The following is a 25816-nucleotide window of genomic DNA, read 5'->3' as shown; positions in this document are numbered from 1 at the left end:
GGCGCCGAGCGTTTGCTACCAGTTCCGAAAATCTAGTACGTTTGCAAGCTGCAATACTTCAAGTTGATAGTTTCCAAAAACAGAGCGCCAACGTCTCTCTGAGTCCTCAGGCGTTTCGCCAGTAATCCTTTCTACTACTCGAATTCTCAGGTTTTCGCGGTGGTTATAGATCAGTTGATTCAGGTGGGTGTCGACACCGCCGTAACCGACAATTGTAACCCCTTGCGACTCTTCCAGTGCTCTATCTAAGCATTCCCAATAGGTTCGCAAAACTGGTGACGATGCAATAACAGTTGGCTTGTGGTGAACAGCTGTTAATACAAGATGTACACTTTGATGTCCTTGAATGTCACCGATTTCAGCGAGTGCGCTTTTGCGAACTTCGCCCGCGTCACCAGTGACGTACAATGGCGACCCGTGCAGGTGGAGGTAGAATGACTGTCTTTCTGGGTGCCGCCGAGCCAGATTATCCGGGCAGAAAGGTCCGCTAAAGCCGTCGATCAAGCAAGTATAGCCATGAAAGGCAGGTGTTCCAATTAGGGTCAGGATTCATAACCAGTAGATGACGACCGCTGCGAGGGCGATGGCGGAGAGGAACACCTTGGGACAGCGATCATATCGTGTCGCTACGCGCCGCCAGTCCTTCAGACGACCGAACATGATCTCGATGCGGTTGCGCCGTTTGTAGCGACGCTTGTCGTATTTGACGGGGGTCTTGCGTTGCTTTCTGCCGGGGATGCAGGCGCGTATCCCTTTGTCTTTCAACGCGTCTCTGAACCAGTCGGCGTCATAGCCGCGATCCCCTAGCAACCAGTCGACCTTTGGCAGGGTGCCGAGCAGTGCCCGCGCGCCGATGTAGTCGCTCACCGGTCCTGCAGTGACAAACAGGTTCAGCGGCCGTCCTTTGCTGTCGCAGATGGCGTGCAACTTGGTGTTCATGCCGCCTTTGGTGCGACCGATCAGGCGGCCACGCCCCCCTTTTTCGCGGCCATGCTGGTCGCCGTGCGGTGCGCCTTCAGATAGGTCGCATCGATCATTACCGTCTTCTGCTCGCCGTGTTCGGCCGCTAACCCAGCCATCATCCTAGCGAAGATGCCTTTCTCGCTCCAACGCTTCCACCGGCTGTACAGCGTCTTGTGCGGTCCGTAGGCTTCAGGCGCGTCGCGCCAGCGCAAGCCATTGCGATTGATGAAGATAATCCCGCTCAAGACCCGTCTGTCGTCGACCCGAGGCTTGCCGTGGGACTTGGGGAAGAAAGGGGAAAGCTTGGCCATCTGCTCGTTGGTCAGCCAGTACAGGTCGCTCATGTCACCGCTCCGTTTTCCGAGCCGTGAATCACGCAGCGCACTGAAAATCAATGCATCCTGACCCTAGTGAGCGATATAAGAGGTCATCATAATTAAGAGTCGCAACATGAGATCTTGATTCAAGAATAAAATCTACGAGAGGATTGACAAAGTTTTGGGGAAGCGATCCATTAAATCTATGATAGTAGCAAGCGGCTCTGTGGATAAAGCTTCGGATCGCGTCAGGAAATGCCTGACCGCGAGCCGTTAGCCACCCTTCCTGATCTTCGCGCTCGAACTGACGAACCAAGTCACATGCGGCGAGAACCTTTTGTAGCGGATCTAGTTCGTTCTCCCCGCGAGGCCAGATCTCCTCCTCACCTTCAATAAGCTCTTCGTTGTTTAAGCATCTTCTAATTAAATCGCGATCAGCTTCTGAAAGCACTTCATCGTCGTCCCAAGCATCACGGAGTCCTCGCTCAAGTTCGAAATACTCATTATTAAGGGATCGACCTAAGCCATTTCCAAATAGAAGAACTTCTCGCATCTTTCCTCTTGAATTCTTTGCTGACCCAAATTCGACAACTCTTGCTTCACTTAGCTGACGGCTTGCTTCAGATAGCATTCTCCTTACAGCACTGTCTCCCCGGGGCGTCAGGCTTGGATCGCGCCGGACCGTTCGAGGGGCTTACGCCGCGCCACTGGCGCAACGGTCCCCTCTCACCCCAGGGTGGGCGCGATCCCCTGTGCATAGCTGTTCCGGGGACGCCTGCAAGCGTAGGCGATCCGGGGACGTCCTAGGAATTACCTCGCGAACTTCTTGTACTTCACCCGCTTCGGCTCCACCGAGTCCGGGCCGAGCCTCCGAATTTTGTCTTCCTCGTAGGCCTCGAAATTGCCCTCGAACCATTCGACATGGGCCTCGCCCTCGAAGGCCAGGATATGGGTGCAGAGGCGGTCGAGGAAGAAGCGGTCGTGGGAGATGATGACGGCGCAGCCGGCGAAATCCTCCAGCGCGGCTTCCATCGCCTGCAGGGTTTCGACGTCGAGATCGTTGGTGGGCTCGTCCAACAACAGCACGTTGCCGCCGGATTTCAACAGCTTGGCCATGTGGACGCGGTTGCGTTCGCCCCCGGACAAAAGCCCCACCTTTTTCTGCTGGTCGCCGCCCTTGAAGTTGAAGGCCGAGCAATAGGCGCGGGAGTTCACCTCGGCATCGCCGAGGACCACGATATCCAGCGCGTCGGTGATCTCCTCCCACACGGTCTTGTTGGGGTCGAGCGCGTCGCGGGACTGGTCGACATAGGACAGTTTCACCGTGTCGCCGAATTCGATGGTGCCCTCGTCGGGCTGTTCCTGGCCGGTGAGCATGCGGAACAGCGTGGACTTGCCCGCGCCGTTGGGGCCGATCACGCCGACGATGCCGCCCGGCGGCAGGGCGAAGGACAGGTCCTCGATCAGCAGGCGGTCGCCATAGCCCTTTTTCAGGCCGGTCACCTCGATCACGCGGCCGCCCAGGCGGGGGCCGTTGGGGATGATGATCTGGGCGCGCGAGAGTTTCTCGCGTTCCGACTGGCTGGCCAGTTCCTCATAGGCCTGGATACGGGCCTTGGATTTCGCCTGGCGGGCCTTTTGACCCGCGCGGATCCAGTCGAGTTCGCGTTCGAGTTGCTTCTGCTTGGCCTTGTCCTCGCGCGCCTCTTGGGCGAGGCGTTTCGATTTCTGCTCCAGCCAGGCGGAATAGTTGCCCTCGTAGGGGATGCCGCGGCCGCGGTCGAGTTCGAGGATCCAGCCGGTGATGTCATCCAGGAAATAGCGGTCGTGGGTGACGATCAGGATGGTGCCCTTGTAGTCGATCAGGTGCTGTTGCAGCCAGGCGACGGTTTCGGCGTCCAGGTGGTTGGTGGGTTCGTCCAGCAGCAGCATGTCGGGCGCTTCGAGCAGCAGCTTGCACAGCGCGACGCGGCGGCGTTCCCCGCCCGAAAGGGTCGCGACGGGGGCGTCGTCGGGGGGGCAGCGCAGGGCCTCCATCGCGACGTCGATCTGGGAATCCAGGTCCCAAAGGTTCTGGCTGTCGATCTCGTCCTGCAGGGCGGCCATCTCGTCCGCGGTCTCGTCGGAGTAGTTCATCGCCAGTTCGTTGAACCGGTCGAGCTTGGCCTTCTTCTCGGCCACGCCCAGCATGACGTTCTCGCGCACGGTGAGGGTTTCGTCGATCTGGGGTTCCTGCGGCAGGTAGCCGACGCGCGCGCCCTTGGCGGCCCAGGCCTCGCCGGTGAAATCCTTGTCCCAGCCGGCCATGATGCGCAGCAGCGTGGATTTCCCCGCGCCGTTGACGCCGACGACGCCGATCTTGACGCCGGGAAGGAAGTTCAACCGAATGTTTTCAAAGCATTTCTTGCCGCCCGGATAGGTCTTGGAGACGCCGTCCATGTGGTAGACATACTGGTAGGAAGCCATGCGCGAACCGCCCTTGTGCGTTGGGTGTCTGGGTTGGGGCGTGACATAGCGAGTCTGGGGGGGGAGGGCAATGCAGGGGGTGACACTACGAACAAAGGAGCGGCGACCAGTCACGCCGCTTGTAGTGGAGGTATCCTACAATTGAATCGTATTCTGAAAAGCCGGGCTTCTCAGATTTCAAAAAAATCATCAAGCTTCAATCTCTTCCTCTGTAGACGGAGGGAGCTCACGATTAAGTTCTGTATGCGTTTCTCCGAATCTTGGATTGAATTTCTTTGCATCTTCGAGTGTGACAGTTGGAATGAGATGTTTTGAATCATGCCTGCGGCCGAAGGCATCAATAATTCGAAGCCTAATCTTTGTGTGCGAGCCTTGGGGTTTGGGGAAGCAACCTCCCCAGCTTTCCGACTGTTCGAAATATACAACACCGTTTGTTGCTTCGCCGATCAGGAGATACGTTCTCGTGTCTGACATTGATAGGCTGCTGCGCTGTGTAAGGAATGGGAATATCTTGACGGATTCGCCAATACTACATTGAAAGTCTGCAAGTGCAGCGGTTTGATCTTTTAGCCAGAACCAGCCAATACGATATTTGAGCCAGAGCAATGAGATGGGGCGAAGGTTCCAATGGTAGCCAACCTCTATTGCAGAGATTCCTGTAGGCGCCGAGCCAATATTTGTAATGTTTAGGTATAGTGCCACCCCAGTACGATGCGTGTCGTGGTTGTTATGTTTTCGCCCGGTGGGAAAGGTGCAAGAGAAGGTGGGGCCGTCGATTGTTCTTATAGCCAGCCTCGGTTTTTGTCTCAGCGCTTTGAAGGCCCCGCTAAGCCAGCCGGCGATGATCGTCACGAAGAAAAGCGACAAAGTTAGAAGGTCTTGGTTCTCATTCAAAAAATCTACTGAAGTTGCCATTTTTGGAGCAAGATTTTCGGCGTATTCCTTAAGGCTTGCGGTGTAATCCTGAAGTTGAGTGATCAATCCGGGCCTCTCATCTCTCTCTCTCTTGCAGCACAAAAAGGCGCTGCGATCTGCAGTTCTATCGAATATAGTGACTGATTAAGTGGGCATCACGATGTGAATTGTGCCAGGTTAGTGTGCACCCTAATTGGGTGGCGTCAACATTGATCTTTCCCCTTCCCACCCGCTCGCCTACAGGCTACTCCACCCTCATGCGGGCGGGGTTTCCGAAAGCGAGCGTGGGCCAGAGGGTCGGCCTGTTGGGCGGGTCGTTCGACCCCGCCCACGAGGGGCATGCGCATATCACGCGGGCGGCGCTCAAACGGTTCGGGCTGGACCGCGTGTGGTGGCTGGTCTCTCCCGGCAACCCGCTGAAGGCCGAGGGCCCCGCGCCGATGGCCCGGCGGATCGAGGCGGCCAGGCGCGTCATGCATCACCCCCGCGTCACGATCACCGATATCGAGGCGCGGATCGGCACCCGCTATACCGCCGAGACCCTGGAGCGCCTGATCGGGCTGTATCCGGGCGTGCGCTTCGTCTGGCTGATGGGGGCGGACAACCTGACGACGTTCCACCGCTGGGACCGCTGGCGCTGGATCCTCGACACGGTGCCGGTGGGCGTTCTGGCCCGCCCCGGCCAGGGGATCGCGGCGCGCCAGTCGAAGGCCGCGGTCGCCTATGCCCGCTATCGCCTGCCGGCCGAGCGCGCCCGCTGTTTGGCCGGGCACCCGACGCCCGCCTGGTGCTATCTGCGGGTGCCGATGATCGACATCTCGTCGTCCGAGATCCGGGCCAGCGGCCAGTGGCACCGCACGCCCTGACCGCGCCCGATCTGCGGGCTTGCCCGGGGCGGGGCGATTTGCTTCACTCCGCGCCATGACGCGTTCCGCCGACAGATTTTCGCGCCGCTGGGTGCTTGCCGCGCTGATGGCCGGGGTGGGCGGCCCGGCGCTGTCCGCGCCGTTGGCGCGCAGCCTGCGGCCGGTGGCGCGCCCCGAAGCGTTGCGCCAGGCCGCCGAGGCCGAGGCGCTGGTCGCCCGCGCCAACCTGGGCGGGAAGCTGGCCTTCGCGGTGGCCGATGCCGCCACGGGCGAGGTGCTGGAGGTGATGAACCCCGTGCTGGGGCTGCCGCCGGCCTCGGTCGCGAAATCGGTCACGGCGCTTTACGCGCTGGACGTGCTGGGGGCCGATCACCGGTTCGCCACGCGGGTGCTGGCGACCGGGCCGGTGACGGATGGGCGGCTGGAGGGCGACCTGGTGCTGGCGGGCGGCGGCGACCCGACGCTGGACACCGACATGCTGGGCGACCTGGCGGCGCGCCTGCGCGCGGCCGGGCTGCGCGAGGTGCGGGGGCGGTTCCTGTACGATGCAGGTGCGCTGCCGCGGCTGCCGGCGATCGACCCGGGGCAGCCCGCGCATGTGGGGTACAACCCGGCGATCTCGGGGCTGAACCTGAATTTCAACCGCGTGCATTTCGAGTGGAAGCGGGCGGGCGGCGGGTACGACGTGACGATGGACGCCCGCGCGCGCCGTTACGCCCCCCCGGTCAGCGTGGCGCGGATGCAGGTCGTGGACCGCCCTGCGCCGGTTTACACCTATTCGTCCAAGGGCGGCGTGGACGAGTGGACGGTGGCCCAGGGCGCGCTGGGGCAGGGGGGCGCGCGCTGGCTGCCGGTGCGCCGGCCCGCGCTGTATTGCGCCGAGGTGTTTCACACGCTGGCCCGCGCCGAGGGCATCGCGCTGCCCCGCCCCGAAGAGGCGGCGGCGCCGGTCGCGGGCCGGGTGCTGGCCGAGCACCGGAGTGAACCGTTGAGCGACATCCTGCGCGACATGCTGAAATATTCCACCAACATGACCGCCGAGGCGGTGGGGCTGAGCGCGACGCTGGCGCGCGGCGACCAGCCCCTGTCGCTGACCGAGTCGGGACAGGCGATGGGCGACTGGCTGGCGTCCCGGATGGGCGCGCGCAAGGCGCGGTTCGTCGATCATTCGGGGCTGGGGGACGCCTCGCGGATGTCGGCGGTGGAAATGGTGCGGATGCTGGTCGAGGTGGCGCCGGGGGCGGGGCTGAAGGGGCTGATGAAACCGGTCCACCTGCGCGACGGGCGGGGGCGGCCGATCTATGACCACCCGGTGGAGATCCGCGCCAAGACCGGCACGCTGAACTTCGTTTCGGGGCTGGCGGGCTATGTCACCTTTCCCACGGGGCGCGAGCTGGCCTTCGCGATCTTCGCCGCCGATCCCGAGCGGCGCGCGGCCCTTGGTCCGCAGGAGCTGGAACGCCCCGAGGGCGGCAAAAGCTGGGTCACCAGGGCGCGGCGGTTGCAGATGGGCCTGCTGGAGCGCTGGGTGGCGCTTTACGCCTGAGGCGGCCCGCAGGACCGGGTCGCACGCCGGGGCAGCCGGTGCGGCGGCCGGGCCGACATGCCGTTTTCATTGACTTGAAATGTCATCCTCGCTACGATTTTGGCGGGTGTGAAAGGGAATGGATCAATGTATTTCTCGAAAGCTTTACCGGCGTTCGGGCTGGCGCTTGCTGCCAGTGCGACGTCATTGTCCGCCGGAACGATTTCCGCGACCGGCGTCGGACTTTTGTCCAACGCGGGGGTGTCCACGCCGAACGGATCGCCCACGACGGTGGGAACGTCGATCAATTTCGGAACGGGGCCGATCGAAAACCCCGTGCTGCTGCGGTGGGACTTGATATCGGCCGGAACGATCGGCGCGGCCGATCCGACGACCACCGTTTCGCTGTCGGCGAACGCGACGCGAAGCAGTTCGGATTTCGATTTCACGGTGGGCCTTTGGGACGGTGTCAACAATGTCTCGGTCTTTCCGTTGGTCGACGGATCCCGGATTTTCCGCAATGAAAACGCCCTGTCGAACGGTGTGACGCAAACGGAAAGCCCGATCACGCAGGACGGCGGTGTCGCGTCGGCGGTCGGCGTCGGCGAGGCATTCGCCTTTACAATCGACTGGACGCTGGGCGCGTCATCGACCAGCATCACCCTGAACATCCTGGGTGAAAACCGGACATACACGACGACCAACCCGTTCGACCGGACCAATGGCCTTTCGATCCTGTTCGCCAAGCAATCGACGGGCGAGGAATTCCAGCTGAACAGCGTATCGGTCTCGGGCGACTACATCGGCGGCGGCGCGGTGATCCCGCTTCCGGCCGGTCTTCCGCTGCTTCTGACCGGACTTGGGGGGATGGCGCTGCTTGGGCGCCGCAAGGCCGTCAAAGCCTGAGCGGGCGGTCGAGACAGGAACCGGCGCTTGGCGCAGGGCTTGGCTATGGCCAAGCCCGGCGACAAGGCTTTCGGGACCCAGCACGTGCGGTTGGTTTGGCAAGAGCGCCGCGACCGGTTTTCCGCATGATCCCTCTGTGTGATGGAGAGACGCCGACCCCGCCCGGCCGTGGGCGGGGCTAGACTCCCTCCGGCCGCAGCACCAGCGCGCCCGCCACCCAGTCGGCCTGGTTGTGAAAGGCGCGGATGGTCTCCATCTCGTCGGGGGTGCAGCCCAGCAACAGCTTCAGCTCGCCGTCGCGCTTGGTCAGGTCGAGCGAGGCGACCACGCCCGTCACCCGCGCCCGGTCGCCCGAGCCGCACCACACGTCCACCCCGTCGCCGTCGATCGCGCGCGTGCCGTCCAGATAGCCGTAATCCAGCGGATAGGCGATCTGGGGAAAGCGGGGATGGGCGCTGCCGCGCGGGCGGTCGATGACCAGCCGCGTGCCCGCCACGAAGGAGTCGGCGAAGGGCCAGAACCGGTCCGGCGGACCCACCGCCCGCATCAGACCACCATGTGCCGGGCCCGGGCCGCACGCTCGATCGCGGCGCCGGCCAGCCGGTCGATGTTCAGCTCGTAGCGGATTTCCTCGAGCAGGCGCAGTTCCTCCTCGCCCAGCCGGCCATCGGCCGCGGCCACGTCACAGGCCAGCACATAGGCGGTTTCGAACAGCTTTTCGGGCAGGGCATCGCGCACAAGGCCGAACAGGGCGTCCAGCCCCTCGTATTCCTCGAACAGTTCCAGCACGGTTTGCGCCACCACCGGGATGCGGTCGACGTCGTAATCGGCGAAGACCGGCAGGTGATTGACCATCCGTTCGATGGACACAAGCTCGGCGGTTCGGATGTTCTCGTCCGAGGCGGAGACCGCCACCATGATCGCGACAAGGGCGTCCTGGGCTGTCATCGGCATGTCTGGGCGCATCTTCGGGGATCCTCCGGGCAATGTTGCGGTGCAGAATATTGACGTGGGCAGATGCGGGCAATAGGACAAGGGGCTTGCCGGGCATGGGGTCCGGCCCGTCGAAAGAGTGTTCGAAATGACCGATCTGCGCGCTGCCGCGATGAGCTCCAAGGCCTGGCCCTTCGAAGAGGCCCGCCGCCTGCTCAAACGCTATGAGAAGGCGCCGCCGGAAAAGGGGTACGTGCTGTTCGAAACGGGCTATGGCCCGTCGGGCCTGCCCCATATCGGCACCTTCGGCGAGGTGCTGCGCACCACGATGATCCGCCATGCCTTCGAAACGATCAGCGATATCCCCACCCGGCTGATCTGTTTTTCCGACGACATGGACGGCATGCGCAAGGTGCCGGGCAACGTGCCCAACCAGGAGATGCTGGCCGAGCACCTGCAACGCCCGCTGACCAGCGTGCCGGACCCGTTCGGCGAATACGAAAGCTTCGGCCATCACAACAACGCGATGCTGCGCCGGTTCCTGGACACGTTCGGGTTCGAATACGAATTCTACTCGGCCACCGAGTTCTACAAGTCGGGCCAGTTCGACGCGGTGCTGTGCCGCGCCGCCGAACGCTATGACGACCTGATGGCGGTGATGCTGAAATCGCTGCGCGAGGAACGCCAGCAGACCTATTCGATCTTCCTGCCGATCCACCCCGAGACGGGCCGCGTCCTCTACGTGCCGATGAAGAACGTCGACGCGGTGAACCACACCGTCACCTTCGACGACGAAGAGGGCCGCGAATGGACCCTGCCGGTGACGGGCGGCAACGTCAAACTGCAGTGGAAACCCGATTTCGGCGCCCGCTGGGCCGCGCTGGACGTCGATTTCGAGATGTATGGCAAGGACCATTCCACCAACACCCCGATCTACGACCGCATCTGCGAGATCCTGGGTGGCCGGAAGCCCGAGCATTTCACCTATGAACTGTTCCTCGACGAGAACGGCGAGAAGATTTCCAAGTCGAAGGGCAACGGGCTGACCATCGACGAATGGCTGACCTATGCCGCCACCGAAAGCCTGTCCTACTTCATGTTCCAGAAACCCAAGACCGCCAAGCGGCTGTGGTGGGACGTGATCCCCAAGGCGGTGGACGAATACCACCAGCAACTGCGCGCCTTCCCCGACCAGACGCCGGAACAGCAACTGGCCAATCCCGTCTGGCACATCCACGGCGGCAACCCGCCGCAATCGGACATGGTGGTGCCCTTCGCCATGCTCTTGAACCTGGCGTCCGTGGCGGGGGCCGAGGACAAGACCGGGCTCTGGGGCTTCATCCAGCGTTACGCCCCCGAGGCATCGCCCGAAACCCATCCGCATCTCGATGAGGCCGCCGAGTTCGCCGTGCGGTATTTCCGCGATTTCGTGGCGCCGACGCGGGAATTCCGCGCCCCCGACGCCAAGGAACGCGCCGCGATCGAGGACCTGGTGGCCCGCCTCAAGGCATGGCAGGGCGGCCAGGACGCCGAGGAATTGCAAAGCCTGGTCTTCGCGGTCGGCAAGGATCACGGGTTCGAGCCGCTGCGCGACTGGTTCAAGGCGCTGTACGAGGTGCTGCTGGGCGCTAGCCAGGGCCCGCGTTTCGGCGGCTTCATCGCGCTTTACGGCGTGGATGAAACGGTCAAGCTGATCGAGGGCGCGCTGGCGCGGGGCTGAGCGGGACGGCGAATCACCGCCGCCCCGGAAACGCCCCGCACGCGCCACATTCGCGCCACATTCGGCCCGCGCCGCGCGCACCGTCGCGCGGGCCGCGACAATCACCGCGAAAATTGGACCTTTCCGCCGCGCCCGGGCACGTTGATCGCCGGGTAGTGTGGGGGGGGGCGATGACGCCGATCGAAAAGGTGCGGGCGCGGGCCGAGGCGCTGGCGGATCTGGGGCTGGGCTATTACGCGACCGACCGGGAAATAGAACAGGCCTGGCACCATATCGCGCGGACCTGCCATCCCGACCGTGACGCGGCCGAGATCGACCGCTTTACCCGGGCGAAACTGGCGCGCGATTTCCTGATCGGCGAGGCCAGGGCCAGTGCCGCGCCGGGGCCGGCGCACGGCGGGATCGTGCCGCGCCGGGTCCGCCGCCGCGGCCCCGCGACGGCGGTGCGCCCGGCCATGCCCGCCACCTGAGGCACGCGGGGCTCACCCCGCACGCCACGCTTTCCACCGACGCTTCCAGCGGCGCGACAGGTCCTTGGGCGGGCTGGCGAACAGCCGGGCCGCCAGGGCCTGCGCCTCGGCCTCAAGCGTGGCCTGCCGCGCGGCGATCCGCTCGCGCAGCTCGGCCCGCAGCCCGGCCGGCCCGGGCAGATCCGGGACCGCCGCGGCCCAGGCCTCCAACACCGCCAGGTCGTGATGGTCGCCCAGCATCTCGGACAGGTCGCGCAACTGGCGGGCCCGCCTGTCCAGCGGCGCGGGGTCCAGGGGCTGCAACAGCCGGGTGTGATACCAGTGGTATTTCACCACCTTGCGCCAGTCATGGATCACCGCCGTGCCGGGCTTGCGCGCGGCCCGGCCGCGGTCGCGCCGGGCGCGGGCGACCACCGCCTCGATCCCCGGGCGCAGCGCCCCGAACCCGCCTGCCGTCAGCCGCCAGCCCCGCGCCCGCACCGCCAGTGCCGCCATGTCGGCGCGAAACGGGGCCAGGTCCGCCACGACATCGGCCTCGGCCGCGGCGGCATCGCGCGCGGCGACCAGCCGGTCGCGGACCGGTCCCAGGCCCGGCGCCCCGGTCGCGGCCACCAGCTTGTCCAGGGTCTCGACCATGCCCTCGCTGTCGCGCAGCGCCGACAGCCGCCGCTGGGCATCGCGCAGGGCCGCGTTCTCGGCGGCGTAGGCGGGAAAGACCGGGCGCACCATCCGGATCAGCCCGCGCAACCGCTTGGTGCGCTTGCGCAGCTGGTGCACCTTGTCATGCAGGCCCATCGCGGCGTCGTCGATCTCGGCCAGCGCGGCCGCAACCTCTTCGACGGCGATGCGCCGCAGCGCCGCCTGGACCGACCTGTCCGAAGGTTTCACCCGATAGGCCATGGCCCCGCCCCCGCGCGAATTTCAAACCGTATCGGTATCCCGTTCGTATGACATTTGGTTAACACTCCCGTCCGATCCAAGGAGGCAGACCCCATGCGCGACATCCTGGCCGGCCTGACCCTGGCACTGGCCCTCGCCGCGCCGCTGCGCGCCGACCCGGTGGCCGAGGCGGTCCAGGGCGTGATCTCGGACCAGGTCGAGGCGTTCCTGGCCGGCGATCTCGCCACCGCCTTCGGCTTCGCCTCGCCCGGCATCCAGGGCCTGTTCCAGACGCCCGAACGGTTCGGCCAGATGGTGCGCAACGGCTATCCGATGGTCTGGCGCCCGGGCGCGTTGCGCTATCTCGGCCTCGAGGGGGCGGGCGACACCCGCCGCCAACGGGTCGAAATCACCGACCGCGCGGGCCGGGTCCACCGGCTCGAATACCGCATGATCCGCACGCCCGAGGGCTGGCGCATCGACGGCGTGCGTCCGCTGCCCGCCCCGCCGCCGATGGCCTGACACCGGCCTTGCCCTTCTTCTGGCCCGAAATATCCCGGGGGGAGTCCGCAGGACGGGGGGCAGCGCCCCCCCTTGCGCCGGGTCAACCCGCGCCCAGGTCCGCGGGCTTCAGAACATACGCCTTGCCGAACCCCCCGTTCAGATGGCCCGCGCGCGGCACCAGCCGGACGAAATGGAAATCGCCGAAATCCACGTAAAGCTGTGCCTTGGGCTGCGCCATCAGGTACTGCGCGCGCAGCGCCGCGCGGTCCGGGGCGTCGTGCGCCACGAACGCGGCCTCGGCCTGGATCGTCAGGCGGGGATGGGTCAGCGGGTCGCCCCTGGGCCCCGGTTCGCCCACCAGCAGCGAACACAGGGGCGCGGCCCGCAGCGCCGCGGTATGCGGCGCCAGGTCCGAGATCAGCGTCACCGGCACCCCGTCCGCCCCCGGGGCCAGTGCCACCCGGGTGACGAAGGGCGCGCCCTCGCGGAGGACGGCCAGCGCGCCGAAACGGGCCGTGTCGATCAGGCGGCGGGCCAGGGCGCGGGCCGCGTCATCGGCGGGGCGGAAGGGGTCTTTGGCGGGCATGGCGGCTCCTTTCGCGGGCAGCATGGCGTGGCGGGACGGATTCGCCCAGACTTGCGCCGCGCCGCGCGCCGGGCTTTGCTGGGACGGCACAGGGAGGACAGACAGAATGAAACCAGCCCTCGCGATCATCCTCGCGGCCCTCGCCCTGCCGGCGCTGGCCGAGGACACCCCGCCCGTCGGCATCCGCCCCGACGTGACCACCGTCACCGTGCCCACCCGCAGCGGCACGGCGGACATCTCGCGCATCCAGGACCCGGCCCATGAGCTGACCGGCGAATGGGCGCGCACCTCGCGGCCCTGCCCCGAGTTCTGCATCCAGCCGATGACCGCAGCCCCCGGGGTCGCCACCATCGGTGAACTGGAACTGCTGGACATGCTGGCCGATCCCGAGGTGGTCGTGGTCGACAGCCGCACCGTGCCCTGGTTCGAACAGGGCTCGATCCCCGGGGCGGTGAACATGCCCTACACGGAGATGACCGACCGGCTGGGGGAACTCGGCTGCGAGATCGATTTCGACGGCTGGGATTGCGCGGCCGCGCGGCCGGTCGCGCTGTTCTGCAACGGGCCGTGGTGCGGCCAGTCGCCCACGGCGATCCGGCGCATGATCTCGGCGGGCTACCCGGCCGAACGCATCCACTATTACCGCGGGGGCATGCAGGTCTGGCGGCTGCTGGGGCTAAGCGTGACCGACGGCGCGGGCTGACGCCGGGCCGGCGGCGGTCAGCCGGTGGCGACCCGCCGGGCCGGGCGGGTGCGGGCCCCGCGCGCCCAGGGCAGCGGCGCTTGTGGCCGGGCGCTTTCGGCGATGATCCAGGTCATCCAGCGGCTTTTCCGTGTCATTCCGGCATTCCTTTGCGCATCGCCCGCCTGTCGGGGACACCCCCGGTCCGCGGGGCGGACCGCTGCCCGGCCGGGGTGTTCGGTTGTTCATGCTGCGTGGACAATCGGGCAGGGGTTGGGCCTGCGCGGGCCATGATTGGGGCAATTGCGCCTGGGGGTGGGGCGCGCCGCTACAGCCGGATCGCCGAGATCAGCCGCCCGTAATCGGCCTCGCCCACGTGGACGGACCGGCGGTAGGAAAAGAACCGCTCGGGGTCGGAATAGGTGCAATGGCGCGTCCAGATCGCCTGGCCGATGCCGGCCGCGCGCAGCCGTGCCAGCCCGAAGGCGGGCAGGTCGAACATCACCCGGTCGCCCGACCCGCTGGCGAAGAACCGGGCGTTGCCGGGATCCGCGGCGATGAAGGTGTCCAGGAATTCCGGGCCCACCTCGTAGGCGCGCTGGCTGATCGTGGGGCCGATCACCGCGACGGTGTCGGCGCGGGATGCCCCCAGCGCCTCCATCGCGTCGAGCGTCGCCTCGAGCACGCCGTCCAGCGCACCGCGCCAGCCCGCATGCGCCGCGCCGACCACGCCCGCCCGGGCATCGGCGAACAGCACCGGCTGGCAATCGGCAGTCAGCACCGCCAGCGCCAGCCCCGGTGTCGCGGTCACCAGCGCGTCGGCGCGCGGGCGGTCGGCGGGCGGCGCGTCCAGCGTCACCGCGTCGGCGGAATGGACCTGGTTCACCGTCACCAGGTGGTCGGCCGATACGCCGAGGGCGCCCGCGACGCGGCCACGGTTGATCGACACGACCTCGGACAGGTCGGTGGACCCGCCGCCGCAGTTCAGCCCGTGGAATACCCCCGAGGATGCCCCGCCGCGCCGGGTGAAGAACCCGTGGCGCAGGGGGGACAGGGCGTCGGAGGTCAGTATCTCCAGCGTCATGGATCGAATCCCGGGGGCGGCGGCCCGCCCCGTTCTGTCAGCGCGAGTGTCTGGAAGAGGGTTCCCATTTCCTGCGGGTGGGTCAAGCGGCGATGTGCGGCGACATGGGCCTTCAGCGCCGCGCCGGACAGATTTTTCGCCAGGGCCTGCGCCCGGGCGGTGATGCCCAGCCGTTCCAGGACCACGCCTTGCGGGGTGAGTCGGCTGGCGGCGGCCCCGGCCTGCGTGGCGGTGCGGGCCAGCGCCTCGAAATCGACATGGGCGGTCAGGTCGGCCTGGCCGGGATGGGCCAGCACCGGTTCGGGCCGGTGCGCGCGCACCGCCTGCAACGTGTCGCCGCGCGACCGCCAGCCGCCGTAATCCACGATCAGCGCCGCCCCGCCATGGGCGGCGATGCGCGCGGCGATGGCGGCGACGATGGGGGCGGCGGGGGCGCAGGTTTCGACGATGTCGCCGGGGCGGGTGTCGTCCAGCCGGTGTGCGAGGTCGGCCAGCGGCGCGGGGGCCGACAGCCCAAGCGCCAGCGCGCCCTGGGCCAGCCCCACCTGGCGTTCGCGCCAGCCGGCCGGGTCGCGCTGGAACTGGCGGACCGGCAGGGCGTCGAAGAATTCGTTGGCCACCAGGAACAGCGGCGCGTCGGGCAGGGCGTCGGCGTGGTCGATCCAGGTCACGTCATGGCCGGCGAGGCTGTCGCGCTGGCGCGCGCGCAGGCTGGGCGAGGTTTCCACCAGGTGCACCCGCGCGGCCGCGTGAAACCCCGGTACGGCGCGGGTGGCGCGCAGCGCGTCTGCCATCAGCGTGCCCCGCCCGGGGCCCAGTTCGGCCAGCGTGAACGGCGCGGGGGCGCCGCGGTCCAACCAGGTTTGCGCCAGCCACAGCCCGATCAGTTCGCCGAACATCTGGCTGATCTCGGGGGCGGTGGTGAAATCGCCCGCCGCGCCGAACGGGTCGCGCGTGCTGTAATAGCCGTGCTTGGGGTGCATCAGGCAGTCGGCCATGAACTCGGCCAGGCTGATCGGGCCGGTGGCCGCGATCCGCCGGGCCAGGAGGGCGGCCAGCGGGGTCATGCCCGCCGCCGTGCCAGCCACAGGAACCCAAGCCCCAGCGCCATCATCGGCAGCGACAGAAGCTGCCCCATGCTGAGGCCGACCCCGCCCGCTTGCAGGACGTGGCCCATCGGGTTGTCGGGCGTGATGAACTGCGGATCGGCCTGGCGGAAGAATTCCACCGTGAACCGCGCAAGCCCGTAGCCGATGAAGAACACCCCCGCCACCCGGCCCGGCCGTTTCAGCGCGCCGCGCGCAAGCGCGAGCCACAGCAGCACCGCCCCGAGGATCAGCCCTTCCAGCCCCGCCTCGTACAGCTGCGAGGGGTGGCGCGCGCAGGGCAGCATTTCCCAGCCCGGGCAGTCCTGTGCCCGTGCGCCGGGAAAGACCACCGCCCAGGGCAGGTCCGAGGGGCGGCCCCACAGCTCGGCATTGATGAAATTCGCCACCCGCCCGAAGAACAGCCCCGGCGGCGTGGCGATGGCCAGCGCGTCGGCCGCCGAGAGGAGCGGCACGCCATGCTTGCGCGCGAACAGCGTGATCGCGGCCACGACGCCCAGCAGCCCGCCATGGAACGCCATCCCCCCCTGCCACAGCATCGGGATTTCCAGCGGATGCGCCAGGTAATAGCCCGGCTGATACAGCAACACGAATCCCAGCCGCCCGCCCAGGATTATCCCGAGGATGATCCAGGTCAGCAGCTCGTCCACCTGCTCGGCGGTCATCGGGGCGCCGCGCGCGGGCCAGAGCGCGGGGCGGCGGATCAGCGCGACCACCAGCCGCCAGCCGATCAGGATGCCCGCGATATAGGCCAGCGCATACCAGCGCAGCGCGAACTCCACGCCGAAAAGCGAGATCGAGACGATCTCGGGGCCGATATCGGGGAAGGGCAGAACGGCGTGCATGGGGTGACTCTGTTGGACGGCGGGCGGGCGAAGTCAACCTTGAGGTTGCCCGCCCGCCACGTCATATAAGGGGCGAATGCAAATGCCAGGGGGCGCCGATGCAGACCCGGAACAAACTTCTGGACGACATGTCCAAGCTGATGACCAATGCCATGGGCGTGGCCCAGGGGGCCAAGGACGAGGCCGAGACGGCGATGAAGAGCATGATCGACCGCTGGCTGGCCGATCGCGATTTCGTCACGCGCGAGGAATTCGACGCGGTGCGCGCGATGGCCCAGAAGGCGCGCGAAGAGAACGAGGCGCTGAAGGCGCGGCTGGACGCGCTGGAAGGCAAGTAGGCGCCGCTTAGGCGGGATTCCGAGGGGCGTGCCGCGGCGCGCCCCTTTTTCGTTGGGCGCTGTGGCGGGTGCTGGTTTCGCCTCGCTTGCGCGAGGCGACCGGCGCTGGGGCTGCGCCCCGGCGGTTTGCTGGGGGACGGTGGGCGGCGGGTGCACCCGGTTTGCGGCGGCGGGTTGGGATGTGCGCGTCGCTGGGACAGGGTTTGCCCGGGTTTCGGACGCGCCGGGTGGTAAGCTGGCGCCGGGTCATGGGGGGTATGAGGGGGCGTGCCGTGGCGCGCCCCTTTTTCGTCGGGCGCTGTGGCGGGTGCTGGTTTCGCCTCGCTTGCGCGAGGCGACCGGCGCCGGGGCTGCGCCCCGGCGGTTTGGCGGGCGGCGGTGGGCGGGTTGGGGTGCATCCGGTTTGCGGCGGCGATTTGGGAGGTGCGGCGGGGAAAGGCGTGCGATGTTTGTGGCGGGCCGTGTTCTGGGGCGGGGGGACTGGCCGCTGTCGCAGCCTTTCGGGGGCGGGGACGGAAAAGGCGCCTCTCTTCCGTTCTGTCGGGTTTGCCCAAGAGATGGGCTTTTCCACAAGATATTGCGGGTTGTCCACGGATCGTCACAAAAATACTTCTTTACAGGCCCCGCCTTTGCGCCCACCATATTTGGTAGGGACAGGCGAAAATCCGCCCACGCCCTAGAGCAGGCACCTAAGCCTTGTGGGCTGCCACCCACGCAAGGCTACAACCGAAGAGGCCGGGCATGTCGCTTTCCGAAGATTTCCTGACGGGCGAAGACCTTCACCCCATCGACGTCGTCGAGACGCTTGCCGAACACCGCGACTGGGAGTTCGACCGCGTCACCGACGACCAGATCGCGATGGCGGTGACCGGGCAGTGGCGGACCTATTCGATCACGCTGGCCTGGTCGGGCCATGACGAGATGCTGCGGCTGATCTGCACCTTCGAGATGGAGCCGCCCGAGGACAAGCTGCCCACGCTTTACGAGACGCTGAATGCGACCAACGACATGTGCTGGGCCGGGGCCTTTACCTATTGGCACGACCAGCGGCTGATGGTCTGGCGGCACGGGCTGATGCTGTCGGGCGGCCAGCCGGTCGCGGCCGAACAGATCGAGCGGCTGATCCGCACCGCGGTCGCGGCCTCGGAACGGTTCTACCCGGCCTTCCAGCTGGTCTGCTGGGGCGACCGCAGCCCGCAGGACGCGCTGCAAGTCGCCATTGCAGAGGCCTACGGCCGCGCCTAACCTCGGCCCCCGAGGAAAACGGGGGCACTTGATGGACATGAATGACCTTGCGGCACGGGGGCTGGTGCTTCTGGGCTGCGGCAAGATGGGCTCGGCGCTGCTGGAGGGTTGGCTGAAGGGCGGGCTGCCGGCGGGGTCTGTCTGGGCGATCGACCCGGGCGCGTCGGACTGGCTGCGCGCGCGGGCGGGCGAGGGGCTGCACCTCAACGAGCCGCTGCCCGAAAGCCCCGCCATCGTTCTGCTGGCGGTCAAGCCGCAGATCATGGACGACGCCCTGCCGCAGGTGGCGGGGCTGGCCGACGGACGCACGTTGTTCCTGTCGGTCGCGGCGGGCAAGACGCTGGCCTATTTCGCACGCCACCTGGGCGAGGCGGCCCCGGTGATCCGGTCGATCCCGAACACGCCCGCGGCGGTGGGGCGGGGCATCACGGCGCTGATCGGCAATGACAAGGTGGGCGAGGACGGGCTGCGGCTGGCCGAGACGCTGTTGTCGGCGGTGGGCCAGACCGTGCGGCTGGAGACCGAGGACCAGATGGACGCGGTGACCGCCGTCTCGGGGTCGGGCCCGGCCTATGTGTTCCACCTGATCGAGGCGCTGGCGGCGGCGGGCGTGGCGCAGGGGCTGCCGGCGGACATGGCGATGAAACTGGCCAAGGCGACGGTGGGCGGCGCCGGGCAACTGGCCGAGGAGTCGGCCGACGATCCGGGCCAGTTGCGCGTCAACGTCACCTCGCCGGGCGGCACCACGGCGGCCGCGCTGGAGGTTCTCATGGACCCGGAAACCGGTTTTCCGCCGCTTGTGAACCGCGCGGTCGCGGCCGCCACGCAGCGCAGCAAGGAATTGGGATCGTGAGCGAAATCAGCTTCGACGACTTTCTCAAGGTGGATATCCGGGTGGGCGAGATCATGCGCGCCGAACCCTACCCCGAGGCGCGCAAGCCGGCGATCAAGCTGTGGGTCGATTTCGGCCCCGAGATCGGCGAGAAGAAAAGCTCGGCCCAGATCACCGCGCATTACGCGCCCGAGGACCTGCCCGGCAAGCGCGTGCTGGCCGTGGTCAACTTTCCGCCCCGCCAGATCGGCAAGTTCCTGTCCGAAGTGCTGGTGCTGGGCTTGCCCGATGCCGATGGCGAAGTAGTTCTCATCACGCCGGACAAGGATGTGCCGATCGGGGGGAGGATGTATTGATGGCGAAGATCCTGGTGACACGCCCGATGCCGGGCAAGGTCGACCCTGCGGTGCGCGCGCTGGGCGAGGTGGAAATGCGCGAGAGCAACATTCCGCTGTCGGGCGACGAGCTGCGCCGCGCGCTGGCCGAGTTCGACATCGTGCTGCCCACGCTGGGCGACCGGTTCTCGGCCGAGGTCTTCGCCGATGTGGGCCAGCCGCGGGCGAAGCTCTTGGCGAATTTCGGGATGGGTTACAACCATATCGACGTCGACGCCGCCCGCGCCCTGGGCGTGGCGGTGACGAACACGCCGGGCGCGGTGACGGATGCCACCGCCGATATCGGCATGCTGCTGATCCTGATGACCTGCCGGCGCGGCGGAGAGGGCGAGCGGATGGTCCGCGCTGGCCAGTGGACCGGCTGGCACCCGACGCAGATGCTCGGCCTTCTTGTCACCGGCAAGACCGTGGGCATCGTGGGCATGGGCAATATCGGCCAGGCGCTGGCGCGGCGCTGTCATTTCGGCTTCGGCATGGACGTGGTCTATTTCACGCGCTCGCCCAAGGATCTGGGCTTCCCGGCCCGTGCCGTCGACAGCCTCGCCGCGCTCGGCGCGGCCTGCGACGTGGTGGTGTCCTGCGTGCCGGGCGGCGCTGCGACCCGCCACATGATGGGGGCCGAGCTTTTCGACGCGATGAAGCCCTCGGCGCATTTCGTGAACATCTCGCGCGGCGACGTGGTGGACGAGACGGCGCTGATCGCGGCGCTGCAGGCGGGCCGGATCGCCGGTGCGGGGCTCGACGTCTACGAGTTCGAACCCGAGGTGCCCGAGGCGCTGCTGGCGATGGAGAACGTGGCGCTTTTGCCGCATCTGGGCACGGCGACGCTGGAGGTGCGGGAATCGATGGGCATGATGGCGGTGGACAACATCCGCGCCCACCTTGCCGGCAAGGCGTTGCCCAACCCGGTCTGACGGGCCGACCCGGCGGGCCAAGGGGGGCGCTGCCCCCCGTCCTTCGGACTCCCCCCGGGATACTTGCGGCCAGAAGAAGGCACAGGCCTCTTTTTCTTGGTTCAAATACTCTGGGGGGTCTGGGGGGCAAAGCCCCCCAGCCGGTCGGCCCGGCGAAGCCGGGGCGAAACCCGAAGCTTCGCGCCGCCCACGGCCTTGTCGCTTGACGCGGCCCGCAGGGGCCCCCAAGGTCCGCCGCGCAACGGAAACGACAGGACCCGCCCTTGGCCAACGGCACTGCCCCCTTCGCGCCCTTCGAATGGATGATCGCCTGGCGTTACCTGCGCGCGCGGCGCGCCGAGGGCGGCGTCAGCGTGATGACCTGGATCAGCCTGGTCGGCATCACGCTGGCGGTGTTCGCGCTGATCGCGACGCTGTCGGTCCGAGCGGGGTTCCGGGCGGAATTCGTCGACACGATTCTGGGCGCGAACGCCCATGTCACGGTCTATTCCTCGACCTACGTGGACGAACAGGGCGTCACCACGCGCGAGATCCGCGATTACGAGGCGATGGCGGAGCGCCTGCGCCAGGTGCCCGGCGTGACCCGCGTGGCGCCGCTGGTCAAGGGGCAGGTGATGGCCGCCTCGCGCGCGGGCAATGCGGGGGTCGAGGTGTTCGGCATCGCGCCCGGGGACCTGGCCACGATCCCGCGCGTCGCCGACCCCGAGACGGCGCTGGGCGATATCGCGCGGTTTCCCGAGGGGATCGCGATCGGGTCGGGCGTGGCGCGGGAATTGCGGGTGGGTGTGGGCGACCGGATCCGGCTGATCTCGCCCGAGGGGGTCAAGACGCCCTTTGGCACCAGCCCCCGCGTGAATGCCTATGAGGTGGTCTATGTCTTCACCGCCGGGCGCTATGACATCGACCGCACCCGCGTCTACATGCCCTTTGCCGAGGCGCAGGCCTATTTCAACCGCGAGGGCGCGGCCGACGAGATGGAGGTGATGGTCGCCGATCCCGAGCGGGTGGACGAGATGACCCTGGAACTGATCCGCGCGGCGGGCGAGCGGGCGCTGGTGTGGTCGTGGCGCGATGCTTCGGGTGCGTTCCTGCGCGCGCTCGATATCGAGGACAACGTGATGTTCATCATCCTGTCGATCCTCGTCCTGATCGCGGCGATGAACATCGTTTCGGGCCTGATCATGCTGGTCAAGAACAAGGGCCGCGATATCGGCATCCTGCGCACCATGGGGCTGACCGAGGGGGCGGTCTTGCGCGTGTTCTTCATCTGCGGGGCGTTCACGGGCCTGATCGGGACCTTCTTTGGGGCGATCCTTGGCTGTCTGTTCGCGATTTATATCGACCCGATCTTCTCGGCGGTGAATTACCTGTCGGGGGGCGGGGTGTGGGACCCGTCGATCCGGGGCATCTACGAATTGCCGGCGAAGTTGCAGGCGCGCGACGTCGCCTCGGCGGTGGTGCTGTCGCTGGGGCTGTCCTTCGTGGTGACGATCTTCCCGGCGCGACGCGCGGCGCGGATGAACCCGGTGGAGGCGCTGCGCTATGAGTGAGCCGGTGCTGGCGCTGGACGCTGTCGAGAAAAGCTATAACCGGGGCAAGCCGGGCGAGGTGCGGGTGCTGCGCGGCGCCTCGTTGGCCGTGGCGGCGGGCGAGGTGGTGGCGCTGGTCGCGCCGTCGGGGGCTGGTAAATCGACGCTGTTGCATATCGCGGGTCTGCTCGACACGCCGGATGCGGGCCAGGTGCGGATCGCGGGGGCCGAGATGGGCGCGGCGTCCGACCGCAAGCGCACCGCCGCGCGGCGGGCCGATATCGGCTTTGTCTACCAGTTTCACCACCTGCTGCCCGAGTTCACCGCGACCGAGAACATCGTGCTGCCGCAGCTGGCGGCGGGCGCGGGGCGGGCCAAGGCCGAGGCGCGCGCGCTGGACCTGCTGGACCGGATGGGCATCGGCGCGCGGGCCGATCACCGGCCCGCGGCCCTGTCGGGGGGCGAGCAGCAGCGGGTTGCGGTTTGCCGGGCGCTGGCCAATGCGCCGCGCCTGTTGCTGGCCGACGAGCCCACGGGGAACCTGGACCCGGCGACGTCCGACCGGGTGTTCGATGCGCTGATGGAGCTGGTGCGCGGCACCGGGCTGGCCGCGCTGATCGCCACCCATAACCTGGAGCTGGCCGCGCGGATGGACCGCGTCTTGCACCTGGAGGCGGGGCGGCTGGTCTGAGGTCCCCCGCGGCTAAAGCAGGGGGGTGCCGTCCCCGTCCAGGAAATGGCCCACCGCGGCGCCCAGCGCGTCGGCCTCTTGCGGGGTCAGGTCGCCGCGGGCCAGCGTGTCGGCCAGTTCCACCCCGATGAAGAACGGCAGCAGCAATGCGCGTTCGCGCCGGTCGAGGATCGTCAGCCGGGTCAGCAGCGCCTCGATATGCGCGGCATCCACGCCAAAGCGCAGCTGCCCGCCGGGCCGCGGGCAGGCGAGGTGCAGCGCCACCAGGAACCGGGCGACATCGCGGACCACCGGCTGCCAGCGCGCGGTACGACAGCCCAGCCCGAACAGCGCCCCGTCGGCGTGGACCAGCATCTCGGGGCGGAAATCGCCGTGGCAATGGGCCTGGGTCACGGGTTTGCCCGCGACGGTGGGCAGCAGTGCCTCGAGCCGGGTGGCCAGTCGCCGCGCCAGCGGCCGGTCGGCGCGCCCCTCCACATCGGCCAGCGCCTGAGTTGCCCGCCGCACCCAGTGGCGCCCGCCGAAGGCCACCTGGCGGTGGGCCTGGGCCACCACATGGGCCAGCCACGCCCCCGCCTCGGCCAGCAGGGCATCGCGCGCCCCGGGCGGGGCGGCGGCCAGCGCGCCGTCCAGGCGTTCGCCGGCCACATCGGCGGTGACGGTGATGCCTTCGCCCGGCCAGGCGGCGACCAGCGGCGCCACCCTGTAGGGCGCGTCGGCCAGGGCCGCCACCAGCCGTTCGAGATCGCGTTTCTGCACCCGCGCCCGGTCCGCATGGCCGTCGCCGTAAAACAGCGTCAGCACCGCGGGCGCCCCGTCATAGCGGCCGCGGAACACCGCCTCGCGGTCCGAGGCGGACAGCAGCGTATCGCTTTGGAACAGGGCAACGGCGGGGCGCCGCGCCTGGATGTCGCGCAGCACCTCGGCGGCATCGAGAAGGTGCACCAGATCGCTGAGGTCTCGCGTCATGGGCGAAGTGTCTGCCCCGGCTTCGCGCGCGTCAAGCGGCTTTGCGATTGATCGGGGTCAAGGTGCGGGCGGGCCACGGGGCGCTAGGCTGGACCCGTTCGACCCGGAGGCCCCGATGCGTATCCCCACCGCCGCCCTTGCCCTGTGCCTGGCCGCCGCGCCCGCCCTTGGCCAGCCGCCTTCGGGCGTGGCCCTGTTCCGGCAGACCTGTGCGACCTGCCACGGGCTTGAGGCGCGCGGCGACGGGCCGATGGCCTCGATCCTGACGCTGGCGATGCCCGACCTGACGTTGATGGCGGCGCGCAATGGTGGGGTCTTCCCGCTGGCCCGTGTCGTCGCCGCGATCGACGGGCGCACGGAACTGGCGGGCCATGGCGGGCCGATGCCGGTCTACGGGTTCTCGTTGCGCGGCGAGGGGGTGGCGCTGACCGCCCCGGACGGTGCCGAAATCCGCACCTCGGCCGAGATCGCCGCCATCGCCGACTGGCTGGACAGCGTCCAGCGCTAGGCGGGCGCGACGCGCTGGCGGATGACCGGCGTCATCGCCACCAGTACCAGCCCGATGGACAAAAGGCACCAGACCGCCGGCATCTCGTTGGGGTTGTCGGTCAGCAGCGTGGCCAGGAACGGCCCGAAAATCGCGTGGAACACCACGAAGCGCCACGCGCCATAGGCCAGCGGCACCACGAAGGCCGCGAACAGGTAGGTGGGGAAATTCGCCGAGAATCCCAGCCAGCCGGACAGCGGCGAGAACAGCCCGTTCAGCGGCACCTCCCAGCCGATATGCCATTCGCCGGAGATCGTGCACAGCGCGGTGCCGCACAGCACCTCGCCGGGGATACACCGGCCCAGCGCCTGCAGCGGCACCAGCTGGAACACCATCACCGCCGCCGAGGCCGTGCAGATCGCGAACACCGCGCGGCGGGTGCGGTGCGGGATCGCCCGGGCCACCAGCGCCATGGCAAAGGCGTTTATGAACAGCGGCTGGAACGCGATATGCAGGTAGGACAGCAGCGTCACCGTCCGGTTCGCCGGGTTGGTGCAATCGTCCACCACGGCGTATCCCGCGGCCTGCAGCGCCTCCATCAAGGTGAAATAGCCCAGCGTCGCCCAGATCGCGGTGGGCTCGCCCCGGCGGGCGGCGATCACGGTGGCCGCGGCGCCCAGCCCGACCATGGTCACGGATACCCCGGCACTCCAGCACATCGCCCTGTCCTCCCGCGCCCAGTCTTTCGCGGGCGGGGGGCGCTGGCAAGGGGCGGGGTGCCGCAGACCTAGTCGGCGCGGGCGATCTCGGTCTCGGGCGTCAGGCCGGAAATCTCCAGGATCAGCTTGCGCTTGACGGCCTCGGCGAACTGCGCGTCGCTTTCGGCGGTGACGACAAAGGCGCCCAGGCCGCCGATGATCCGCTCGCGGTAAAGCTGGTCCAGGTTCGACTGCGCCGGCCCGTTGCAGACCCGGCACAGGATCGGCAGCCCGTTGATCGTGATGCCCGCGGCCAGAACCTGCGCGCGCGCGTCCGCGATGGAGGGGCCGTTCCAGTTGTTCGCGCTGTCGCCAGAAAAGTCGATCACCTTGCGCCAGCCCTCGATGTCGTTGGTCTCGATCAGCTCCTTGCCCTTCAGGAGCGCCGAGCCGATGGCGTTGCGGCCAAAGGCCATGCGGGGCGGGGGGATCAGGGCGGCGGCGAAACCGGCGGCGTCCTCTGGCCCGGCGATGATCGTCCAGGGGACGACGACATCCTCTTCGCCCGCGCTGGCCCATTCGACATAGGTGACCGCGATCTTGCCATAGGCGGTGTTCGCGATGGCGGCCAGCACGGCGGGGTCGGTGATGGCCTCGGCATAGCCCTGCCGCTGGAACCTGATTTCCGCCATGTCGATGGAGCCCGAGGCGTCGGCCAGGAGCACGAGTTCCAGCTCCACGTCCTCGGCCAAGGCCGGGGTGGCGAGGGTCAGCGCAAGGGCAAGCGGGCGCAGCATGGGGGCTCCGTCGGGTCGGTGTCCCTCAGGAGGTAGGGCGGGGATGGGGGGAGGGTAGGGGGAGCATTAAAGTCCGATTACTCGGTTCCAGTCCGCGACATACATGTAGAGCCGCTGAAATTCGCTGGGAAGCAGCATTCTGTTATGAGCAATA

The 25816-nt window shown here is 67.6% G+C and carries 31 protein-coding genes; 15 read left to right on the top strand and 16 right to left on the bottom strand.

All coding sequences use genetic code 11. The features are described from left to right. Positions 1–15 precede the first annotated feature (15 nt). From EV662_RS00995 to EV662_RS00975, 5 genes are all read right to left on the bottom strand, one after another. Positions 16–504, bottom strand: coding sequence for a hypothetical protein (locus EV662_RS00995; protein ID WP_132460261.1), 489 nt, complete (start codon positions 502–504; stop codon positions 16–18). Between the two features lie 45 nt (positions 505–549). Further along, positions 550–1307, bottom strand: a protein-coding gene (locus tag EV662_RS00990) for an IS5 family transposase (protein ID WP_132460235.1) whose coding sequence is annotated in 2 segments (ribosomal slippage) — positions 550–983 and positions 983–1307 — 759 coding nt in all. Because the reading frame shifts where the segments join, the coding sequence is not laid out codon by codon here. Between the two features lie 28 nt (positions 1308–1335). Further along, positions 1336–1911, bottom strand: coding sequence for a hypothetical protein (locus tag EV662_RS00985; RefSeq protein WP_132460260.1), 576 nt, complete (start codon positions 1909–1911; stop codon positions 1336–1338). A 179-nt stretch (positions 1912–2090) separates the two neighbouring features. After that, positions 2091–3746, bottom strand: a complete 1656-nt coding sequence (gene ettA, locus EV662_RS00980; RefSeq protein WP_132460259.1) for an energy-dependent translational throttle protein EttA — start codon at positions 3744–3746, stop codon at positions 2091–2093. A 189-nt stretch (positions 3747–3935) separates the two neighbouring features. Beyond that, entirely contained in the window at positions 3936–4727 is a 792-nt protein-coding gene (locus EV662_RS00975) for a hypothetical protein (RefSeq protein ID WP_207903564.1), read from the bottom strand. A gap of 191 nt (positions 4728–4918) precedes the next feature. On the opposite strand from EV662_RS00975, the gene EV662_RS00970 reads away from it, so the two are divergent. Then, entirely contained in the window at positions 4919–5527 is a 609-nt protein-coding gene (locus EV662_RS00970) for a nicotinate-nucleotide adenylyltransferase (RefSeq protein ID WP_132460667.1), read from the top strand. 55 nt (positions 5528–5582) lie between these two features. Next, positions 5583–7073, top strand: a complete 1491-nt coding sequence (dacB, locus tag EV662_RS00965) for a D-alanyl-D-alanine carboxypeptidase/D-alanyl-D-alanine endopeptidase (RefSeq protein ID WP_132460258.1) — start codon at positions 5583–5585, stop codon at positions 7071–7073. On the opposite strand, the gene EV662_RS19360 is transcribed toward dacB, so the two are convergent. Then, positions 7064–7501: a hypothetical protein gene (locus tag EV662_RS19360; protein ID WP_165915476.1), complete on the bottom strand. Its 438-nt coding sequence runs from the start codon at positions 7499–7501 to the stop codon at positions 7064–7066. The two genes, dacB and EV662_RS19360, sit on opposite strands and share 10 nt — an antisense overlap. 1 nt (position 7502) lies before the next feature. Between EV662_RS19360 and EV662_RS19355 the strand changes: the two genes are divergently transcribed. After that, positions 7503–7958, top strand: coding sequence for a VPLPA-CTERM sorting domain-containing protein (locus tag EV662_RS19355; RefSeq protein ID WP_165915475.1), 456 nt, complete (start codon positions 7503–7505; stop codon positions 7956–7958). Between the two features lie 178 nt (positions 7959–8136). On the opposite strand, the gene EV662_RS00955 is transcribed toward EV662_RS19355, so the two are convergent. Beyond that, positions 8137–8505, bottom strand: coding sequence for an inorganic pyrophosphatase (locus EV662_RS00955; RefSeq protein ID WP_132460256.1), 369 nt, complete (start codon positions 8503–8505; stop codon positions 8137–8139). After that, positions 8505–8924 (bottom strand): tellurite resistance TerB family protein, encoded by a 420-nt coding sequence (locus tag EV662_RS00950; protein ID WP_132460255.1) that lies wholly within the window; start codon positions 8922–8924, stop codon positions 8505–8507. Before EV662_RS00950 ends, EV662_RS00955 begins: the two co-directional genes overlap by 1 nt. Before the next feature lie 115 nt (positions 8925–9039). Here EV662_RS00950 and EV662_RS00945 point away from each other — a divergent pair, with 115 nt between their 5' ends. Both EV662_RS00945 and EV662_RS00940 read left to right on the top strand, forming a co-directional pair. Next, positions 9040–10611: a lysine--tRNA ligase gene (locus tag EV662_RS00945; protein WP_132460254.1), complete on the top strand. Its 1572-nt coding sequence runs from the start codon at positions 9040–9042 to the stop codon at positions 10609–10611. A gap of 170 nt (positions 10612–10781) precedes the next feature. Next, positions 10782–11081, top strand: a complete 300-nt coding sequence (locus tag EV662_RS00940; protein ID WP_132460253.1) for a hypothetical protein — start codon at positions 10782–10784, stop codon at positions 11079–11081. A gap of 12 nt (positions 11082–11093) precedes the next feature. Here EV662_RS00940 and EV662_RS00935 read toward each other — a convergent pair whose 3' ends face one another. Continuing rightward, complete coding sequence (locus tag EV662_RS00935) at positions 11094–11981, bottom strand: CHAD domain-containing protein (protein ID WP_132460252.1); 888 nt, start codon at positions 11979–11981, stop codon at positions 11094–11096. Positions 11982–12074: 93 nt separating this feature from the next. Here EV662_RS00935 and EV662_RS00930 point away from each other — a divergent pair, with 93 nt between their 5' ends. Further along, positions 12075–12482, top strand: coding sequence for a DUF4864 domain-containing protein (locus EV662_RS00930; protein WP_132460251.1), 408 nt, complete (start codon positions 12075–12077; stop codon positions 12480–12482). A gap of 82 nt (positions 12483–12564) precedes the next feature. Here EV662_RS00930 and EV662_RS00925 read toward each other — a convergent pair whose 3' ends face one another. After that, complete coding sequence (locus EV662_RS00925) at positions 12565–13050, bottom strand: HugZ family pyridoxamine 5'-phosphate oxidase (protein ID WP_132460250.1); 486 nt, start codon at positions 13048–13050, stop codon at positions 12565–12567. A 106-nt stretch (positions 13051–13156) separates the two neighbouring features. On the opposite strand from EV662_RS00925, the gene EV662_RS00920 reads away from it, so the two are divergent. Further along, positions 13157–13753, top strand: coding sequence for a rhodanese-like domain-containing protein (locus EV662_RS00920; protein WP_132460249.1), 597 nt, complete (start codon positions 13157–13159; stop codon positions 13751–13753). A gap of 307 nt (positions 13754–14060) precedes the next feature. Here EV662_RS00920 and pgeF read toward each other — a convergent pair whose 3' ends face one another. From pgeF to lgt, 3 genes are read right to left on the bottom strand one after another with little or no spacing between them, the layout of a single operon-like run. Continuing rightward, entirely contained in the window at positions 14061–14816 is a 756-nt protein-coding gene (pgeF, locus tag EV662_RS00915; protein ID WP_132460248.1) for a peptidoglycan editing factor PgeF, read from the bottom strand. Further along, the gene (locus EV662_RS00910) at positions 14813–15883 is read right to left on the bottom strand and encodes a class I SAM-dependent methyltransferase (RefSeq protein ID WP_132460247.1); all 1071 of its coding nucleotides are present in this window, start codon (positions 15881–15883) and stop codon (positions 14813–14815) included. Before EV662_RS00910 ends, pgeF begins: the two co-directional genes overlap by 4 nt. Then, positions 15880–16767 carry a prolipoprotein diacylglyceryl transferase gene (gene lgt, locus EV662_RS00905; protein ID WP_132460246.1) on the bottom strand — a complete coding sequence of 296 codons (888 nt, stop codon included), beginning with the start codon at positions 16765–16767 and terminating at the stop codon, positions 15880–15882. Before lgt ends, EV662_RS00910 begins: the two co-directional genes overlap by 4 nt. A gap of 98 nt (positions 16768–16865) precedes the next feature. Here lgt and EV662_RS00900 point away from each other — a divergent pair, with 98 nt between their 5' ends. From EV662_RS00900 to EV662_RS00870, 7 genes are all read left to right on the top strand, one after another. Further along, a complete protein-coding gene (locus EV662_RS00900) occupies positions 16866–17105 on the top strand; it encodes an accessory factor UbiK family protein (protein ID WP_132460245.1) in 240 nt (79 codons plus the stop codon). A 741-nt stretch (positions 17106–17846) separates the two neighbouring features. Continuing rightward, entirely contained in the window at positions 17847–18350 is a 504-nt protein-coding gene (locus EV662_RS00895; protein WP_132460244.1) for a type III secretion system chaperone family protein, read from the top strand. Positions 18351–18381: 31 nt separating this feature from the next. Continuing rightward, entirely contained in the window at positions 18382–19203 is an 822-nt protein-coding gene (proC, locus tag EV662_RS00890) for a pyrroline-5-carboxylate reductase (RefSeq protein ID WP_132460243.1), read from the top strand. Then, positions 19200–19538 (top strand): tRNA-binding protein, encoded by a 339-nt coding sequence (locus EV662_RS00885; RefSeq protein WP_132460242.1) that lies wholly within the window; start codon positions 19200–19202, stop codon positions 19536–19538. Before proC ends, EV662_RS00885 begins: the two co-directional genes overlap by 4 nt. Further along, positions 19538–20491 (top strand): 2-hydroxyacid dehydrogenase, encoded by a 954-nt coding sequence (locus EV662_RS00880; protein ID WP_132460241.1) that lies wholly within the window; start codon positions 19538–19540, stop codon positions 20489–20491. Before EV662_RS00885 ends, EV662_RS00880 begins: the two co-directional genes overlap by 1 nt. Positions 20492–20793: 302 nt before the next feature. Further along, the gene (locus tag EV662_RS00875) at positions 20794–22041 is read left to right on the top strand and encodes a lipoprotein-releasing ABC transporter permease subunit (protein WP_207903578.1); all 1248 of its coding nucleotides are present in this window, start codon (positions 20794–20796) and stop codon (positions 22039–22041) included. Then, positions 22034–22711 (top strand): ABC transporter ATP-binding protein, encoded by a 678-nt coding sequence (locus EV662_RS00870; RefSeq protein ID WP_132460239.1) that lies wholly within the window; start codon positions 22034–22036, stop codon positions 22709–22711. Before EV662_RS00875 ends, EV662_RS00870 begins: the two co-directional genes overlap by 8 nt. Positions 22712–22723: 12 nt before the next feature. Here the strand turns inward: EV662_RS00870 and EV662_RS00865 are convergent, their stop codons facing one another. Continuing rightward, positions 22724–23680: a hypothetical protein gene (locus EV662_RS00865; RefSeq protein WP_132460238.1), complete on the bottom strand. Its 957-nt coding sequence runs from the start codon at positions 23678–23680 to the stop codon at positions 22724–22726. A 115-nt stretch (positions 23681–23795) separates the two neighbouring features. Here EV662_RS00865 and EV662_RS00860 point away from each other — a divergent pair, with 115 nt between their 5' ends. Continuing rightward, the gene (locus EV662_RS00860) at positions 23796–24188 is read left to right on the top strand and encodes a c-type cytochrome (RefSeq protein ID WP_132460237.1); all 393 of its coding nucleotides are present in this window, start codon (positions 23796–23798) and stop codon (positions 24186–24188) included. Here EV662_RS00860 and EV662_RS00855 read toward each other — a convergent pair. Next, positions 24185–24886 carry a DUF5765 domain-containing protein gene (locus tag EV662_RS00855; RefSeq protein ID WP_132460236.1) on the bottom strand — a complete coding sequence of 234 codons (702 nt, stop codon included), beginning with the start codon at positions 24884–24886 and terminating at the stop codon, positions 24185–24187. The two genes, EV662_RS00860 and EV662_RS00855, sit on opposite strands and share 4 nt — an antisense overlap. 68 nt (positions 24887–24954) lie before the next feature. Continuing rightward, on the bottom strand, positions 24955–25659 hold the full coding sequence (locus EV662_RS00850; RefSeq protein WP_132460666.1) for a DUF1194 domain-containing protein: 705 nt from the start codon (positions 25657–25659) through the stop codon (positions 24955–24957). Between the last annotated feature and the right edge of the window lie 157 nt (positions 25660–25816).

The sequence above is a fragment of the Rhodovulum marinum genome, assembly GCF_004343075.1.
Classification (GTDB): domain Bacteria; phylum Pseudomonadota; class Alphaproteobacteria; order Rhodobacterales; family Rhodobacteraceae; genus Rhodovulum; species Rhodovulum marinum.
The sequence above is the reverse complement of the archived record's forward strand: the minus strand, read 5'-3'. Positions and strand labels throughout refer to the sequence as shown.

Bases quoted from the DNA above. Each gene is read 5' to 3' on its own strand.
- EV662_RS00985 (WP_132460260.1), bottom strand. From the start codon at position 1,911: ATGCTATCTGAAGCAAGCCGTCAGCTAAGTGAAGCAAGAGTTGTCGAA.
- ettA (WP_132460259.1), bottom strand. From the start codon at position 3,746: ATGGCTTCCTACCAGTATGTCTACCACATGGACGGCGTCTCCAAGACC.
- EV662_RS00970 (WP_132460667.1), top strand. From the start codon at position 4,919: ATGCGGGCGGGGTTTCCGAAAGCGAGCGTGGGCCAGAGGGTCGGCCTG.
- dacB (WP_132460258.1), top strand. From the start codon at position 5,583: ATGACGCGTTCCGCCGACAGATTTTCGCGCCGCTGGGTGCTTGCCGCG.
- EV662_RS00955 (WP_132460256.1), bottom strand. From the start codon at position 8,505: ATGCGGGCGGTGGGTCCGCCGGACCGGTTCTGGCCCTTCGCCGACTCC.
- EV662_RS00950 (WP_132460255.1), bottom strand. From the start codon at position 8,924: ATGCGCCCAGACATGCCGATGACAGCCCAGGACGCCCTTGTCGCGATC.
- EV662_RS00945 (WP_132460254.1), top strand. From the start codon at position 9,040: ATGACCGATCTGCGCGCTGCCGCGATGAGCTCCAAGGCCTGGCCCTTC.
- EV662_RS00940 (WP_132460253.1), top strand. From the start codon at position 10,782: ATGACGCCGATCGAAAAGGTGCGGGCGCGGGCCGAGGCGCTGGCGGAT.
- EV662_RS00935 (WP_132460252.1), bottom strand. From the start codon at position 11,981: ATGGCCTATCGGGTGAAACCTTCGGACAGGTCGGTCCAGGCGGCGCTG.
- EV662_RS00930 (WP_132460251.1), top strand. From the start codon at position 12,075: ATGCGCGACATCCTGGCCGGCCTGACCCTGGCACTGGCCCTCGCCGCG.
- EV662_RS00925 (WP_132460250.1), bottom strand. From the start codon at position 13,050: ATGCCCGCCAAAGACCCCTTCCGCCCCGCCGATGACGCGGCCCGCGCC.
- EV662_RS00920 (WP_132460249.1), top strand. From the start codon at position 13,157: ATGAAACCAGCCCTCGCGATCATCCTCGCGGCCCTCGCCCTGCCGGCG.
- pgeF (WP_132460248.1), bottom strand. From the start codon at position 14,816: ATGACGCTGGAGATACTGACCTCCGACGCCCTGTCCCCCCTGCGCCAC.
- EV662_RS00910 (WP_132460247.1), bottom strand. From the start codon at position 15,883: ATGACCCCGCTGGCCGCCCTCCTGGCCCGGCGGATCGCGGCCACCGGC.
- lgt (WP_132460246.1), bottom strand. From the start codon at position 16,767: ATGCACGCCGTTCTGCCCTTCCCCGATATCGGCCCCGAGATCGTCTCG.
- EV662_RS00900 (WP_132460245.1), top strand. From the start codon at position 16,866: ATGCAGACCCGGAACAAACTTCTGGACGACATGTCCAAGCTGATGACC.
- EV662_RS00895 (WP_132460244.1), top strand. From the start codon at position 17,847: ATGTCGCTTTCCGAAGATTTCCTGACGGGCGAAGACCTTCACCCCATC.
- proC (WP_132460243.1), top strand. From the start codon at position 18,382: ATGGACATGAATGACCTTGCGGCACGGGGGCTGGTGCTTCTGGGCTGC.
- EV662_RS00880 (WP_132460241.1), top strand. From the start codon at position 19,538: ATGGCGAAGATCCTGGTGACACGCCCGATGCCGGGCAAGGTCGACCCT.
- EV662_RS00875 (WP_207903578.1), top strand. From the start codon at position 20,794: ATGATCGCCTGGCGTTACCTGCGCGCGCGGCGCGCCGAGGGCGGCGTC.
- EV662_RS00870 (WP_132460239.1), top strand. From the start codon at position 22,034: ATGAGTGAGCCGGTGCTGGCGCTGGACGCTGTCGAGAAAAGCTATAAC.
- EV662_RS00865 (WP_132460238.1), bottom strand. From the start codon at position 23,680: ATGACGCGAGACCTCAGCGATCTGGTGCACCTTCTCGATGCCGCCGAG.
- EV662_RS00860 (WP_132460237.1), top strand. From the start codon at position 23,796: ATGCGTATCCCCACCGCCGCCCTTGCCCTGTGCCTGGCCGCCGCGCCC.
- EV662_RS00855 (WP_132460236.1), bottom strand. From the start codon at position 24,886: ATGTGCTGGAGTGCCGGGGTATCCGTGACCATGGTCGGGCTGGGCGCC.